Source organism: Alteromonas sp. G4i35 (genome assembly GCF_054960375.1).
Genome location: NZ_JBHNZD010000019.1, coordinates 1 through 16,192, shown reverse-complemented (window position 1 = coordinate 16,192; position 16,192 = coordinate 1). Strand labels below are relative to the sequence as shown.

12 protein-coding genes are annotated in these 16,192 nt (G+C 45.2%); 4 read left to right on the top strand and 8 right to left on the bottom strand.

Features of this window, described 5'->3' with window-relative positions; translation table 11 throughout:
* Positions 1-7: 7 nt before the first annotated feature.
* The 3 genes from ACFI6L_RS13295 to ACFI6L_RS13285 form a co-directional block, all read right to left on the bottom strand.
* On the bottom strand, positions 8-427 hold the full coding sequence (locus ACFI6L_RS13295; protein WP_014976363.1) for a hypothetical protein: 420 nt from the start codon (positions 425-427) through the stop codon (positions 8-10).
* Entirely contained in the window at positions 427-2,091 is a 1,665-nt protein-coding gene (locus ACFI6L_RS13290; protein WP_014949275.1) for a S41 family peptidase, read from the bottom strand. The genes ACFI6L_RS13295 and ACFI6L_RS13290 overlap by 1 nt, the downstream gene beginning before the upstream one ends.
* 253 nt (positions 2,092-2,344) lie before the next feature.
* On the bottom strand, positions 2,345-3,415 hold the full coding sequence (locus ACFI6L_RS13285) for a strictosidine synthase family protein (protein WP_371342897.1): 1,071 nt from the start codon (positions 3,413-3,415) through the stop codon (positions 2,345-2,347).
* A gap of 205 nt (positions 3,416-3,620) precedes the next feature.
* Between ACFI6L_RS13285 and ACFI6L_RS13280 the strand changes: the two genes are divergently transcribed.
* Positions 3,621-4,199: a demethoxyubiquinone hydroxylase family protein gene (locus ACFI6L_RS13280; RefSeq protein ID WP_281715293.1), complete on the top strand. Its 579-nt coding sequence runs from the start codon at positions 3,621-3,623 to the stop codon at positions 4,197-4,199.
* Between the two features lie 312 nt (positions 4,200-4,511).
* Here ACFI6L_RS13280 and ACFI6L_RS13275 read toward each other — a convergent pair whose 3' ends face one another.
* The 5 genes from ACFI6L_RS13275 to ahpC all read right to left on the bottom strand — a co-directional run bounded on the left by ACFI6L_RS13275 (position 4,512) and on the right by ahpC (position 11,311).
* A complete protein-coding gene (locus tag ACFI6L_RS13275; RefSeq protein WP_049586665.1) occupies positions 4,512-5,996 on the bottom strand; it encodes a PepSY-associated TM helix domain-containing protein in 1,485 nt (494 codons plus the stop codon).
* A 10-nt stretch (positions 5,997-6,006) separates the two neighbouring features.
* Positions 6,007-6,543 (bottom strand): hypothetical protein, encoded by a 537-nt coding sequence (locus ACFI6L_RS13270; protein WP_239301393.1) that lies wholly within the window; start codon positions 6,541-6,543, stop codon positions 6,007-6,009.
* Positions 6,544-6,552: 9 nt separating this feature from the next.
* On the bottom strand, positions 6,553-8,793 hold the full coding sequence (locus ACFI6L_RS13265) for a TonB-dependent siderophore receptor (protein WP_462574178.1): 2,241 nt from the start codon (positions 8,791-8,793) through the stop codon (positions 6,553-6,555).
* Positions 8,794-8,982: 189 nt separating this feature from the next.
* A complete protein-coding gene (gene ahpF / locus ACFI6L_RS13260) occupies positions 8,983-10,572 on the bottom strand; it encodes an alkyl hydroperoxide reductase subunit F (RefSeq protein WP_014976359.1) in 1,590 nt (529 codons plus the stop codon).
* A 181-nt stretch (positions 10,573-10,753) separates the two neighbouring features.
* Complete coding sequence (gene ahpC / locus ACFI6L_RS13255; protein ID WP_425291745.1) at positions 10,754-11,311, bottom strand: alkyl hydroperoxide reductase subunit C; 558 nt, start codon at positions 11,309-11,311, stop codon at positions 10,754-10,756.
* Positions 11,312-11,610: 299 nt separating this feature from the next.
* On the opposite strand from ahpC, the gene ACFI6L_RS13250 reads away from it, so the two are divergent.
* The 3 genes from ACFI6L_RS13250 (at position 11,611) to ACFI6L_RS13240 (ending at position 16,117) form a co-directional block, all read left to right on the top strand.
* Positions 11,611-12,768 carry a DUF2252 family protein gene (locus ACFI6L_RS13250; RefSeq protein ID WP_462574176.1) on the top strand — a complete coding sequence of 386 codons (1,158 nt, stop codon included), beginning with the start codon at positions 11,611-11,613 and terminating at the stop codon, positions 12,766-12,768.
* A 221-nt stretch (positions 12,769-12,989) separates the two neighbouring features.
* Positions 12,990-13,199, top strand: coding sequence for a DUF2252 family protein (locus ACFI6L_RS13245; protein ID WP_232376006.1), 210 nt, complete (start codon positions 12,990-12,992; stop codon positions 13,197-13,199).
* A gap of 335 nt (positions 13,200-13,534) precedes the next feature.
* Positions 13,535-16,117 carry an ExeM/NucH family extracellular endonuclease gene (locus ACFI6L_RS13240; protein ID WP_462574175.1) on the top strand — a complete coding sequence of 861 codons (2,583 nt, stop codon included), beginning with the start codon at positions 13,535-13,537 and terminating at the stop codon, positions 16,115-16,117.
* The last annotated feature ends 75 nt before the right edge of the window (positions 16,118-16,192 follow it).

Sequence of the window (16,192 nt, the reverse complement as noted above, 5' to 3'; positions counted from 1 at the left end):
CCTCGACTTATGCCTCGTCCACTATATAACAGGTCACATTTTCAAGCTTGGTAAGTTCCCCACTTTGGTCGTTACGCAACACGCACTGTTCACCATCACTTAGCAACGTAAAACTATAAACAGGGTTGTCGTGCCTTCCGTCAATAGGTAATCCCCTACTATCAACCTTTGCTTTACGCTCAATCGTAATGCTAGCGGTTTGACTGAATGCATCCTCGGCTATCGTTATGTTTAGACCACCAAACCAGTTGCTGATCCTACTTTCAATAGCTTGCTTTTGACTCACACTGATGGATTTGGTTACTGCCTCGTGTAACTCAGCCTCCTGCGTTGTCGCGCATCCGCTCGCCGAGAGCAAAAGTATGGCGAGAGGTGCAGCTAGCAGTCTTCCTTTTAGCAGTTTTCCTTTTTTATTAGGAAGCGACATTACTTGCGCTCCTGAATAACAGGCTGATTTATTTTGTTGTGTAAAATAAAGTTCTCTTTGCGTTGTTCAGGCTTGTCGATAGGAATGAGCTTTTCGCCCCCTAACGCACTTTGGTTACTGCGCAGTGCTTTGACATCCGCCACGCCGTTTGACGTGACAACTTCGGGACATGAGCCTGTAGCAGCATATTCCAATGCAGCTGACAGCATCCCTTCATTTGGATCACCCAAGCTTGCGGTAAAGTCATCTTCAACTTCACACCCCGGCAACTCAAAATCGAAATTAGGCGTGGTGGTAGGCATGAAACCATCAGCATAATCACCAAACCCTTTGTTATTCACCCCTTGGAACTGGATAGTAAAGTAGGTCTCACCGCAATTGTCTGTTGGGTAGAACCCATACGGCTTACCACAAGTAGTAGAGCCAATTTGCACTACTTCTACATCAATACCACGAAGTGCATTCATTACCGCTTCACTTGCTGAACATGTTGCACCCGTTGCTAAAACGTAAACCTTCGTCAGCGAAAGGCTAGGCAGAAGCGTGTCGGTAAGTTGCCCTGCGTTATAGTCAATAACATTGCGGTAAAACGGTGTTGGACGAATAGTCTCTCCGGTGACAGGGTTGGTGTTTGGGTTTTTATCGTTAAAACGCAATGTTTCAAAGGTTGCGTTATTGGTTTGGTTCGGACCCGCTATCATATAGGAAAGCTGTGAAGCTAGCGCCAAACGTCCTCCGCCGTTGTAGCGAAGGTCAATAACGAGCTCGGTCACATTTTCTTCAACAAACATATCGAACGCATCAATTAATCCTTCTTGCGCGGTAACGATAAAGGTATTGAATTGGAAGTAGCCCGTTTTGCCGTTTTCGGTATCGAGTACCTTTGCGTTTTGAACCGGCGTTACGCTGATATCGCCGGAGGTGATGTCTACTGAGAGAGTTGAACCATCAACCTGCACAAACTCAAAGCTTGTAACCGTACCTGCGTCTTCCGGAAACAGAGCAGCATTAATCGCATTGACGCCCTGCTGCGTGTTGTCATTGACAAAGTCGACGCCGTTTATACGCGAAAGGGTTGCACCGCGAGGCACGCCAGCAGTAGCTGCAGGTGAACCCGGCTCAGTGAATCGCACTGTCAGTACTCTCGGCACGGTTGTTGAACCAAATTCCCAATCAAACCCATAGCCCGATGAAATCCCCGATTGAGACAGTTCGTTATATTCGGCAGTGTCCTGTGAAAAGTGGAAGTTATCTTTTGGCGTACCGCTTGGCGTTAGCTCATTGGTTTTAAGCTGATCAAAATATCCCAACACTGAGAAATTTGCAGGGTCATTGTCATCTACTTCGTCGTACCACAAGTAAGTGTCATTAGTCCAAGTACGTAGCCACAGCTTTTCATCCATGGCGGTACCTTGTGTATCTGGGTATGCCCTATTAGTAAAAGGATCAATACCGCTTCTAGGAGTCTCACATTTCGCTAGATATTGAGATTGCGGTTCATACACCCCCGCTTCCCATTCTGGCTCTGTTGTTACAGGTGTCGTTGGCGTGGTAGGCGTTGTCACCACAGGAGGGGTATTAGACGAGCCTGAGCCGCCTCCACATCCAGCTAGAAGAGAAATCGTGACTGCAAGTGCAACAGAAGAATACGTATACGCTTTCATGATTTAGAAAATATCCTTTTAAAACGGCTAGCCCAAAACTATTAAACTTGTGCTAAAAACAACTTTTATTAGCATAGCCGATAGTGACATATCCTTCTAAGCGTAACTACATAACAAAAGTTTAAAATGTTTCGAAATGTAAGAAAACGTGTTGCAGTGTTGATGAGTAAATGTCATTCGTGACGCGTATCGCTCTATCACAGTAGAAAAGAAGACTACTTATTCTGCCGTAACAATATGCTTATTATCGTCTCTAGTTTAACTGCAACACACCTACCGACCGTGCAGTTAAGCTACTCACATATACACCTTCATCTGTCTGTATTGCGCCTGTAACAAAGGGAAATGCACCACTAGGGTCTTGATAACTTTGTAAAACCTCTCCGCTTTCGCTTATTTTAACAAGGTGCCCGTATGCTTGACCTTGTGGGCGCATGAACTGTGGCAGACGCTGTACAATTTTACGAATGAAAGGCTTGTCAGATAGAGCGTCAACGGGAGCGGAGCGAGGCGAAGCAAGACCCAGAAAGTACGCGCCGCTAGTTGCCTGGCTGATGTTGTCTGGGAATCCAGGCAAATTATCAATCACGACCTCCACTTGACCCTGTTTTGGCCCTACTAGCCAATAGCGCAACACGCGATATTTACCGGTTTCGTTGACCAACACTGAATTTTGATCATGGCTTATTGCGACACCATTCGCAAAAACCAAACCATCCATCAGTACATTACTCGTTCTACGTACTGGGTCGTACTCTATAAGCCTGCCATTGCCTCTATGTTCCAAAATTTCTAGCAGGCTCGCTTGCAGCGTTCCCCCATACTCTTTGGCAGAGAACTTGGTAGTTGCGTCAGTGAAGTAAATATTGCCGTTGTCGGCAACATCCACATCGTCCGCATATACAACTTTAGAATTTTCTACTTGGTTAACCAATACCGTTAGCTCACCTTCAGGGTCTGCAATTAGCAATCCGCGATGAGCATCGGCGATTAATAAGTTGCCGTTGGTATCAAACTCGATACCGAGCGGGCGACCGCCAGTATTAATCCACGGTGTAAATGTTGCCTCACCTTTTTTCTTGAGTAATACCGCACCAGAATGAGTGGCGGTTGCAATAGTTCCCGCAGCGTTTATCGCAAAATCCTCCGGCCCTTTATCTTCGCCTAATTCAATAAACGAAAGGCCCGCCAAACGGTTGTTTTCAATAAACTCCCCCGAAAATCCGCTACTGCTCGGTGCATGCCAGCCTATTGGCGCAATGGGAACTGGCCACAATAGTAAATACCCTAAAACCAGAATGACAACGCCACCGAATACCTTCATTTATGCTCTCCTACAAGCAACACATGTTGTGTACCTATCAACCATAGCAAGCAACCCTCCGATACTCTGCTTTCGTTTATAAATAGAACACTATCATCCAGAGCTTTCTAAATAGCGCATATTTGAATATGCATTACAAATTCGTTAGGTAGCATCCATTCCCCCCTTCAGATCGTTTGTTTATAAAATGCTACAGAGGTACGACATGCCATTTTATGCAAAAACACTCGGAGATAATCACGCTAAGCAAGTAGACAAAGAACTACGTGCGAGCCACGCGGGAGAGACGGGAGCCGTTTGGATATACCGTGGTGCTCTATTCGCCGAATGTGTTTTAAAACTGGTTAATCTTTCTGGCACAAAAAGCGAGGCACAACCCTTCATACATGAGCACCTTAAAACGGAAAGACGACACCTCGCCGTCTTTGAAAACGAAATGCCGCTTTTCAGGGGAAGTTTTATTTTACCTTTATGGATAGCTTCTGGGTTTATCACCGGCTTTATTCCAAGACTTTGCGGTATAAATTGCTTTTACTACACCATTTACCGAGTAGAGCAGTTCGTAGATTCGCATTACGAAGAACAATGTAAGCGCATTTCTGCGTTAGCCATCCCCCCTTCAAACGTGATAAATCGGTTTAGACAATGCCAAGCAGATGAACAACATCACAGAGATGAAGCGCTGCTCCTAATGACGAAAAGGCCGTCGTTATTAATGAAATTATGGGGCGCAGCCGTTGAAAAAGGCTCTTCTATTGCCGTTGCAATCGCAAAAGTGATTTAAGTTTTCGAGCTTATGCGCAGTGACCTGTGATAAAAAATAGGCATCAGAGAATTTATTAATTGAAAAAAAGAGACGCTTTTAGAGTGGGAAAAAAGGACAGAGTTCGGCTACCAAAACCCTGTGACAACTGCGGTATCAATGCCGACACACAGTTTCGTATTCGATGTGGTGATGAAGACACGTGGCGTATAGTATGCAAAGCTTGTCAAGAACGAGCAAAGGCCAGCAATGGCTATATGTATGGCGGTACGTGGAAAAGAAAGAAGCGTAACTAAGGGGCTTCCTGTGAGCCCCTAATAGTTACGATAAGATTTACGCATTCACTCTTTTTTCTTGCGCTGATTGAGGCGCGTTGTTACTCGCGTCGGCTTCAATCTGAGTTTCTGCATTTTTAGCTCGCTTGATCAGCGTATTAGCACGATAAACACTCCACACCACGTACACCGCCATAGGTATATTAAGCTGAAGTGACGCAACCGATAGCGTCGCGCTTTGGTGCACAGCCGCATAGGCTATGAGTAACACCATTACGCTTAGGCCTGATATAAGCAACCATATCGGCTTTGTGAGTGATTTAACTCCCACTGTAATGCCGGTATTAAATAGCATAAGGCACCAAAAAACGGCGATGAGCGAGCCTGTAAAAAACATATCTGCTACAGCAGTTAATGCGAGTGCACTCACACTACCCCACACCGCGCTGTACCAAAGCCTGCTTGCTAACGGCGGATGCGCCTTCTTAGACAGCCAAATCTCCATACCCGACACACAAAGCATGGTCAGCATGACACCAAGAACAAAGTAGAGCCATTTGCTGGTAAGGCCGGCGAAGTCACCGAAGTGCAAACGGTACATCGCCCATACCAACTGCTTACCCCATTCACCGAATTCATAGCCGGCTACACCGATAAAGTTACCCGCCGTATCGAATCGATAGCCTTCTGCGTAGATCATTCTATTGGGTGCCTTGGCATATATTTCGATGAACTGTTCTGGTTCACCGACTTCGTGTACCGTTAAAAATATTGGCGACTTTTCTGGCGCTAGCGTTTCCATTTGTGCAAACGCCCTACCAATAGCCGGTTTACCTTCCTGTGGCGCTAATACAGGGTCTGGCGTAAAGATTTTCTGGATAACCGCGTCGCGATCGCCTTCGTAGTTTAGTGAGGCAACAACCACCAAAATGATCCCTGCCATACCAAAATATGCGCCTGTTATACCTATAACTAAATGAAAAGGCGCTGCCCATAGTCCAAAACGGTTGTGCAAATCAATTTGTGCTTGCTGACCGTTGCCACCCCGTCGAAGTTTAAAAGCATCTTTTGCTATTCGTTTGTGAGCAATAATTCCAGTGACGACAAGGGTACAGATGATAGCGCCCAAAGCGCTGACCAAAATCATTCCCCAACTTTGTGGCAAATTGAGATACAAGTGCAAGTTCACAAGCATTTCGGTAAAAGACACGCTTTCTTGCTCTAATAAGTTACCTTCACTGTCGGCAAAGTAAGCAGCATGATCGTTTTCTACCACCAACCGAGGGATATCTGATGTAGGGAAAACCACATAAAGATGGTGAGACTCTTGCGTATTCTGAGCCAAAAAGGTGTCCATCGCCTTTTCAACAACATCAGGAGAAACATTCTCCATTTCTTCAATATGCGGCTGTTCCCACCTTTCAAACTCTAAGTGAAAAACCGCAACGGTCCCAGATAAGCACACCAAAAAGAGAAGTACACTTAGAAAAACGCCTACCCAAGTATGTGCATTTAATGCATTTTGTTTTGTTATTTTATCCATCGATATTCACCTACATGGGGAGGAAAATAAGTATTGGTAGGCAAAGCGCAGCCAAAACTGCGTAAGCAACAACAACTTTAATTTTGTGGGCGGTAGCAAGGTAGTGATAAACAATAAGACCCCACAAAATTGGCAACAGCACGATACCTGTAGCCAACTTCCCTGCTATTGAGAATGGTAGTAGCGCACATAGTCCTAGCGTCAATAACACGCTCACAACCAATAAAACAACCAGCACCACGATGTAGTTTGCGATGTTCCCTAGAACTGTACGTCGCGAGAAATCAAAGCTCCTCGGCTGAGGTACATTTTTTGGCTGAGGTAAATGCGTTTGGTTAAACGCAATAAAAGGCCACACTAAAATGGAAGGAATACACAGCGCATATAGCACGCCAAACTCCCACCCCTGAGCATAAGACCAGCACACTGCTGCAACCAGCCATACGACAAGACCCAAATAAAGATACGTTGACGCTTGAGCGCGCCAACTTTTATAAATAACACCTAAGGCTGCAAGTGTTAAACCACCCGCTGCAACTGAAAGCATGATAAATCCTTAAAACGAATAGGTTAGCGACGCGTTCACTGTTCTGCGTACACCAGGGAAACAGTCACCTCTGAATAAGCAAGACGTGAGATATTTTTTATCGGTCACATTTCTTACATTCAGCTGCAAATTCAAATTATCTGCTAGCTCGTACGACACCATCAGGTCACCAAGGGTGTAGCTAGGTGTGTCGTATCTGATGACACCATTCTCAGAAACTGATTCTCCCACGTAGCGAATACCAGCTCCTACCGTCAGCGCTTCAAGCTCAAGTGGAGAATAATTTACCCACAACGACGCATTGCTGTCTGGCTGTGCTGACAACGAAAAACCGTTAGGATCTTCTGCATCCAAGACCGACGCCGCAAACTGCGCTGTTATCTGGCCAAAGTCTACGCGCCCTTCTAGCTCAATCCCTTCAATGGTCGTTACGCCTTGCTGTTGCGCCGCTTCGTCTGGTAATCCGTTAGGATTAGGAAGGTTTGAAACTTCAATATCGTAATACGCCAGCGTGATAAAACCAGGAACTGACGAGAGTTCATACTTAATCCCTGCCTCGTATTGACGGCCTTCTTCTGGCTTAAGCTGGTTGTTATTATTATCTAGTCCCACTACCGTCTCGAACGACTCAGCGTAACTAAGGTAGGGAGAAATGCCGTTGTCAAAACGATACAAAATTCCAGCTGAGTATGATGTTTGCGTGTCATCCTGCTCAGTTACGCCTGTATCATTATCAACGCGGTCGTGACGTAGGCCTAGCGTTACCCGCCAGTTTTCATAGGAAATTTGATCAGACAGGTATAACCCCGTGTCCGTGACTGTCTGTTCAGGCGCATCGTTGTAGATTGCGTCGAAAATGGCTTGCTCTGGTGCGCCTGTGTACTCAGGGTTAGCCAAGTCCAGAATGTACCTAAAATCACCTTGTAATACCCCACCACCAGCATAGTAAGCAGAGTTGGCGTCAGTTTTAACATGTTGATATTGTACACCCGCTAATAACTCGTGTTCGAAAGCGCCTGTTACAAAGCCCTTGTTTACACGAATATCAAAAGCGTGTTGATTAAACGTATTGTCTGCTTGATAAAACGTTCTCGGCACAAAGGTATCGGTAGGCGCGACCGGTGCCCCTACAAAAGCGTTTAGATAGCGAGTACCGCCCGTAAAAGTCGGCCACGCTTGGTGGTAGTCTGCCTCACCATCCCGCCATAAGGCAGTAAATGAAAGTGACGTTGTATCGTTAATCAAGTGCTCGCCAAGCAAAGTAACTTGGTTCGACTTAGTATCAAATTTATTAAACCCTGGTTCACCTGCGTAAACATCTTGGTCGGGTAAATAAGTGCCGTCAGCCAAAGGCAATAATGTGCCTTCCACAGGAATAAACTGCGCTGCTGTATCGCTATCAGTATCTTGGAATAACCCGATAAGCGTTAGCGTTGTATCGTCAGAAGGCATGAAGGAAAGTGACGGCATGAATACTTGGGTGTCATCGCTAACATAATCAACCTGAGAGTCAGCATTGCGATATATACCAACAAAACGCCCCATCCACTTATCATCTTCAGACAGGCTGCCGTTTACATCCACCCCAACTTGCGCGCGGTCGAAGTTTCCGTAGGACAACACCACTTCGCTTCCTTTGCCTAACGTCGGCGTTTTTGACACATAGTTCATTATGCCACCGGGAGAGCCCTGACCGTAAAGTACAGAGGCAGGCCCCTTAAGGAGCTCAACCTGTTCCATTGTGTAAATTTCAGCTCGCGTAGAATTATAGCTGCCAAACAACTCTTGAATTGAGTCGCGATAGCGCGGAATACTTAATCCTCTGGAAGAGATTGAATCGACTCGGGTGGCGTATCCGTATGACTCCCCCGTCACACCCGCCATATAGGTGGCAGACTGAGAAAGATTTAACACGCCTTTTTGCTTTAAATCTAATGCGGTTTCAATGGAAATTGTACGGGCGAGTTCGACAATGGGTGTATTTGTTTTTGTTGCGCCAAACGGAGAACGCATGCCCACTACTTCAATCTTTTCTACTGCATTCGCTTCTGCTTTTTCCGCTGTTGCTTCTCGCTTATCTATAGCTGAGCCAGCGCCACTTTCATCTTCCTGAGCATGTGCGTGAGACACTAAGATAGCCGCTACCGCCAAGCTGAGTAATTTCTTATTCATGTTGAGTGTTTTCTGTGATTTATTTTTAAGACCCATCAATTCGCCTATTACAAGAATGAAGTGAACTGAAGGCTGCATTAGTACTTTCGTCTAATTTAGCAAAATTTTACACAAATGATAACAAGTATCATTCACATTAACATCAATAAGTAGCAGAAAACGCGTTAACCGAGGTTGTTAAGTAACATAAAGATACGCGCATACAAAAAAGCCGAACTAACAGCGTTAGCTCGGCTTTAACTCTCATGAGAAGTGAAAGGCTAATGACTATGCCGCTTCACTTTCCTGTTCAGACTCAACTACTTCATGGCTTAATAAGTATTCAAATGCAGCAAGCGATGCTTTCGCGCCCTCGCCCATCGAAATAACAATTTGCTTATACGGTACTGTTGTTACGTCACCGGCTGCAAATATACCCGGCTCAGATGTATGACACTTAGTATCAACGATAATTTCGCCATACTGTGTCATGTCTACCGTGCCCTTCATAAACTGACTGTTAGGCACAAGTCCAATTTGAACAAATACACCTGCAAGTTCACGGGTGTGCACTTCGTTAGTTGAGCGGTCTTGGTATTCAATTGCGTTCACTTTGCCATTTTCAGCAGTAATTTGGCGCGTTGCCGCGTTCTTGATAATGGTAATATTATCGCGTTTTTGAGCTTGATCGATAAGTACCTTATCCGCTTTTAGTTCTGGCATAAATTCAAATACCGTCACCGATTTTACAATGCCAGCAAGGTCAAGTGCTGCTTCAATACCTGAGTTACCACCGCCAATGACCGCTACGTCTTTACCTTTGAAGAAAGGGCCGTCGCAGTGTGGGCAGTATGCAACACCATTACCGATGTTCTCTTTTTCGCCCGGAACACCAAGCTCTCTCCAGCGTGCGCCTGTCGCAACAATAACCGTACGAGTGCGGATCTGTTCGCCAGAAGAAAGCGTAATGGTTTTAATGTTGCCTTTCTCAATGCTATCAACACGTACGTGCTCTTTAAGCGTTATGTCGTAATCGCGTACGTGCTCCATCAAGTTACCAACAAGCTCAGGGCCGGTTGTTTTAGGTACTGAGATAAGGTTCTCGATACCCATGGTATCTTTAACTTGGCCGCCAAAAGTTTCAGCAACAATGGCAACTTTAAGGCCTTTACGGGCACTGTAAATCGCCGAAGCAACGCCTGCTGGACCACCACCGATAACCGTTACGTCTTGAAGTGGTAACGCATCGCCTTTGTTTGCTTCTTTAAGGCTAGGGTCGCGTTCAATTAACTTGTTGATAAGCACAGAGGCATCAACTTTACCATTCGCGAATAGCTCGCCATTAAGGTATACGCTAGGAACACCTTGGATGTCGCGCTCTTGAATTAGATTTTGATATAACCCGCCGTCGATCATTTCGGTCTTGATATTAGGATTAATCAAAGCGAATTGATTAAGTGCCTGTACGACTTCAGGGCAGTTGTGACAGCTTAAGCTAATGAACACTTCAAAATTAAGTGGTTCATTCACCGCTTTCACCATGGACTTAACGCTATCGTCTAGCTTAAGTTCAGTACCCGCTGCGTGCAGCATGGCAAGTACAAGCGAGTTAAACTCGTGACCGCCAGGGATACCAGAAAAACGAATTCCCGTATCTTCGCCGTCAGCTTCCAATAAAAAGCTGATTGCACTGCGCAACTCACCATTTGTGTCACGCTCTTCTACGTTTAATTTTTCGCTTACTGAAGCAATGTCGGACAGAAACGTCACAAGCTCTTCACGCTTGCTATGTTCACCGGTCTGTACGACAAAGGTTACGTTTTTTTGCATTGACTCTGCATATGATTTCAATGCTTGTAAAATTTCTTTAGTTAACACGGTTATTCTGCCTTATTTTCGACACGCCGATCCCCGCCAACCTTTTGAAGGGTCAACAACATAAGCGGAAATTGGAAATTAATATCAGGGAGTGGAGACCCACCCCCTACAAATTATTTGCTTAATACTGTGCAATGCACAATGCGCTGAGCTTTCAAATATTAAGCGCTAAGCGTGCTGCTTAGATTTTGCCTACTAGGTCAAGTGAAGGTGCTAGAGTTGCTTCACCTTCTTTCCACTTAGCTGGGCAAACTTCACCTGGGTTGTTTGCAACGTACTGAGCGGCTTTAACTTTACGCACTAGGTCATCTGCGTCACGGCCGATACCTTCAGAAGTGATTTCCATCGCTTGGATGATGCCTTCTGGGTCAACAACAAATGTAGCGCGGTCAGCAAGACCCATAGTTTCACGCATACAATCGAAGTTACGAGTGATTTCGCCTGTTGGGTCGCCAATCATTGCAAATTTGATCTTGTTGATCGTGTCAGAAGAATCGTGCCATGCTTTGTGAGTGAAGTGAGTGTCAGTAGATACTGAAAATACTTCTACGCCACGTGACTGAAGTTCTTCGTACTTGTCAGCGATGTCGCCAAGCTCAGTTGGACAAACAAATGTGAAGTCAGCTGGGTAAAATACGAAAACTGCCCATTTACCTTTGATGTCTTCGCTGCTTACGTCTACGAATTCGCCGTCTTTAAATGCAGTTGCTTTGAAAGGTTTGATAGCAGTATTAATCAATGCCATGTTTAATTCTCCATTTGGTTTAAATTATTTTCGCACGTTAAACACATACGAACACAAACTTTACGTTTATTGTGTCGACATGGTTTTGCAGTTTTGTGAAGATAATCACTTGTTGCGAAATTCATGTCTCTCGAAACTGGTGATAAGAATAGCGCGCACAATCACAAAAAACTAATTGGTAAAAATGAATCGCTTAATCAGGTTATTGAATTGAACGATGAAAATTGAGCCAAAATAGATTGATTGTTTTGCAATACGGTTTCACCGGCTAAACTCTGCTGAATGAGAAAACTATGACCCATTCCCGACTACAGCGCATCTCCCACGAAATAATGCTAATCGATGGACACGCGCCATCTCGCACTTTGGCAAAGCATGCAAAAATGGAGGTCAGCCCCTTTGTTTTCTACAGAGGCAGTGCGCAGCTGTTTTACGCTGATATAAAAGCTGGCCTTATCAATTTTCCTAAAGAATGCGAGACAGTTCCCCTCACCAGCGTGATGGGAGACTGTCATACTTCCAATTTTGGCTTTCTCACAGAAGAAGGGTCTCACGGAGATACAGTGATCTTCTCACCCAACGACTTTGATGATGCGTGTGTCGGCAGAGCACATTGGGATGTGCTTCGTTATCTCACTTCATTGCACCTTGCCCAGATACATTGCCTAGGCACCGTTGATGGAAAGTATGCGTGCGATAACATCGACATCACTAAACCTGTTGTCAGCCACCAGCAGGTTATTAATGCGCAATACGCATTTATTGAGCGTTATGTAGAAACCTGTAGCCAAGTAGTAGAAAACGCCATGGTGATTAACGAAGCCGTAGACTACTGCCCAGATGCCGTGCCAAGCAAGCTGACCAAACTATATAAAAAAGCCAAAGCCCGCAGCGCAGGAGGAGAAGACTTCACGGTTAAAAGTGCGCTGGCTAAAGCCGTTCATTTTGATGGCAAGACCTTGGGGTTTAAGGCCAACAGTGAGAAATTTTCTACCCTAAGCCCACAAGAATACGCCACGCTATTAGAAGCTTTTGCTCCCTACATGGACGATGCGGTAGTCGATATAGTGAAACGCCTAGACGCGGGCACCGGATCGGTAAATATGGCGCGCTACTACTTTTTAGTAGGACCAGCAAAACCACATAATTCAGCAAGCTTTGCGCATTGTCATATTGTAGAGGTTAAGCAACAACGTGTTGCGGCGCCTATTTATTATTTTCCAGATTTTAACCCGGTTAATCGCCTAAATGCGGCACACCTTACAGCTCGATGCCAACGAAGAATGCAAAGAAAACCCGACTTAGTGCTTGATGAAGTTAAGTTTGAAAATGCGCATTATCTGGTTCGCTCCCGACATCACGCTAAAGTGGGAATCGACCCACAAGATATTGCAATGGGAAATAAAGCGATAAATGGTGGCTTTGAGTATAATACCAATCCACACAGATAATCGCCCACTCAGAAGGCGCTGGCAAGTTTCCTAGCGAAGCGTGGGAATGCAGGAATGGCTGTTCCCTTTCAAATTCCCAGAATGAAGCTAGGAAGCTTGCCAGGCCTTCCCGGAGGGCGAGTTTAAAATGTCCGTACTCTTTGTTGTGTTACCTTGATGTAGAGCCACTATACCTGCGGCAACACGCCGCGATTACGAACATTTTAAATCTCGCTGCGTGGGTGATTATCTATGCGGATTGGTATCTTGCCGAATTGTGCGGGTATAGCCTTGCGCTAGCTCACTGCCGAGGCGATAGAAGAAGTACACGATTCGCGTCGTCAGCATCAACGTCCTTTTCTCAAGTAAAAAGCCTGCTCGTAAAAATAGCAAATCTTTATACAGAACAAGTAGTTGATGATCATGCGCTGTTCACTCGTGCGCTGAAATAAAGATATCAGTAAAAAGCGTATTTTTTACAAGGCGAACTGTTGTCATAGACGTGTCGATAGCATTACTTAACACCTATATTAGCTTTTGGTTAAGAGTTAAAGGTATGAGTAAACTTACCTGTAGATGGTAAGAACTTGATATTTAATCATTATTTTAAAAACAGCTTGAATAAGGTTAAGTCATTCCTATCCATTACAAATGCCCTTAGTGTAGTTCAAGCAATAAGAAAATTGCGCTTCACATATCACTCTGCTTTTTCTATTTCGGCAAAAGCAGAAGCAGAAGCAGTAATTATGTGAATTAAAAATAATGAAAACTACAAAGGGAAAATGACGTGAAAACATCATTAACTTTACTATCTGCAGGAATCATTTCTGCACTTTCTTCAACCGCCATCCAAGCTAACGATTTAGTCATTAGCGGTGTTATCGATGGACCGTTAAGCGGTGGTGTTCCAAAAGCAGTTGAACTTTTCGTAGTCAATGACATAGCAGATTTATCTGCCTATGCCCTTGGAACTGCAAACAACGGCGGCGGTACTGATGGCGAAGAGTTTACGTTTCCAGCTGGTGCGTCTGCAAGCGCTGGTACTTATATCTACGTAGCATCAGAAATTGATGGATTTACTGCGTTTTTCGGTTCTGCACCAGACTACGATACTTCATCAATGGGTATTAATGGTGACGACGCTATTGAGCTTTTTAAAGATGGCAGCGTTATTGACACGTTTGGCGATATCAACACCGACGGTAGTGGCACCACGTGGGAGTACTTAGACGGTTGGGCATACCGTACGTCAGGTCAAACAGCAAATGGCGGCAGTTTCGAAGCATCTAACTGGACTTACAGTGGTGTTGACGCGCTTGATGGCTCGACCACTAACACTGACGCTGCAACGCCGTTTCCAGCGGGTACATTTACCACTGAAGGTGACGGTGACGTTGTAGAAGTTCCAGAAGAGCCTGCTGTTGAGCTAGGTATTTGCGGTGCAGACGCGACACTTATTAGTGCTATACAGGGAAGTGAAAGCAGCTCTGCTGAAGTTGGCAATAACGTTATAATTGAAGCTATTGTAACTGGCACACGTGCTGGCGGCTTCTTTGTCCAAGAAGAAGCGTCTGATTACGACGCTGACGACGCCACGTCTGAAGGCTTATTTGTAGAAGGTTCTGTTGACGTTGAAACAGGTAACCTGGTTCGCCTTTACGGTGAAGTAGAAGAAAACTACGGTATGACCACACTTGCTATGGATAGTGATGTGGCTGCACTTGATTGTGGTACAGCGGATGCTGTAGCAGCGGTAGAACTTTCTATGCCGTACGAACTTGACCTTGAAACCGTTGAAGGTATGGTTGTTAGCGTGACTGATGCAACAGTGACGAGTACAAACAACCTGTGGCGTTTTGGTGAAATCGTTGTTAGCGACACAATTAAACGCCAACCAAGCGACGTAGCTGCGCCTCTGTCAGAAGCTTATACTGCGGCAGAAGAAGCGAGCGAAACAAGCCTTCTTACAATCGAAGATAACAGCAGCTCGCAGTACCCAGACGCTCTTAATTACTACCCTATTTTCAGCTACGCTAATGCTATTCGCATTGGTGATTCGGTTTCTGCTGCTGGCCCACTAAACTACAGTTTTGACACTTACAGAATTAATCCAAGCGACGTTATCGAAGTAACGTCTTCTCGCGAAGCAAACCCAGTGGTTACAGAAGGCAACCTATCTATTGCTACGTTCAACGTGCTTAACTACTTTAATGGTGAAGTAGATGCAAATGGCGACGTAACTTTCGATTATGACGAAAACCGCGGCGCAGACGATGAAGTGGCGTTTGAATTGCAAGAGGGTCGTATCGTTGAAGCTATCGTTAACCTTAACGCAGACGTTGTCGGTTTGATGGAAATCGAAAACGATGGTTTTGGCGAAGATAGTGCTATCCAATCTCTAGTTAATGCTATAAACGCCGAACTTGGTGAAACCGAGCAATACTCATTCATCGCAACCAGTGATGGTAGTGAAATTGGTACGGATGCGATTACTGTAGGCTTATTATACAAAGCTACAGTAGTGACGCCAGAAAATGATGCCATGGTAGTTGCTATGCCAGAGCAACAAATTGATGAAGATAGCCTGGCACGCATGCGCCCAAGCCTTCTTCAATCGTTTGTACACACTGAAAGCAGCAAATCGTTCCTTGTTGCCGTGAATCACTTTAAATCAAAAGGTTCACAGTGTGCAGAAGATGTGGCAGAAGCGCCGTCTGAAATCACCACGATTCAGGGTAGCTGTAACGCACTTCGTGTATCGGCAGCTATCACATTAGGCAACGCATTAAGTGATGAGAGCCTGCCTGAGCGCAAGGTAATCTTAGGCGACTTAAACGCTTATAGCGCTGAAGATCCAGTAGCTGTACTTACCGATTACACACCTGAGTCTCGTGGATACACTATTACGACTGCGGTCAATACAGGTATGGATGAAGGCTCGTCAGTGGACGTAGAGTCTAGCTTCGGCTATCACAACTTGGCTGAAGAGTTTGATGCAGAAGGCTTCTCATATTGGTTCTACGGAACTGAACAGGTGGGTAGTTTAGATCACGTACTAGCAAGTGAAGCCATGCTTGCAGACGCCATTGACGGTGCTCACTGGAACATCAACTCTGTTGAAGCTTACCAGTTGCAGTACGATCAAGCGCTTCGTTATTACCCAGATGAAGACGGTTACGCCTTTACTGATGTTGGTCCATTTAGAAGCTCAGATCACGACCCATTCATCGCAACCTTTGACCTACAAGCAGACGTAGTTGAAGAGGAAGAAGAAAACAATGATAGCTCAGGTGGAGCAATGGGAGGAATTCTTGCCCTGCTAGCTGCAGCGATTGGCTTTCGTCGTCGTTCGACTACTGCTAAGAAATAAAAAGTGAAAGAATGAAGTCCACGCTTAACGGGCGTGCTTCATTCACATAAAAAAAGCTGCCTCAATGGAGGCAGC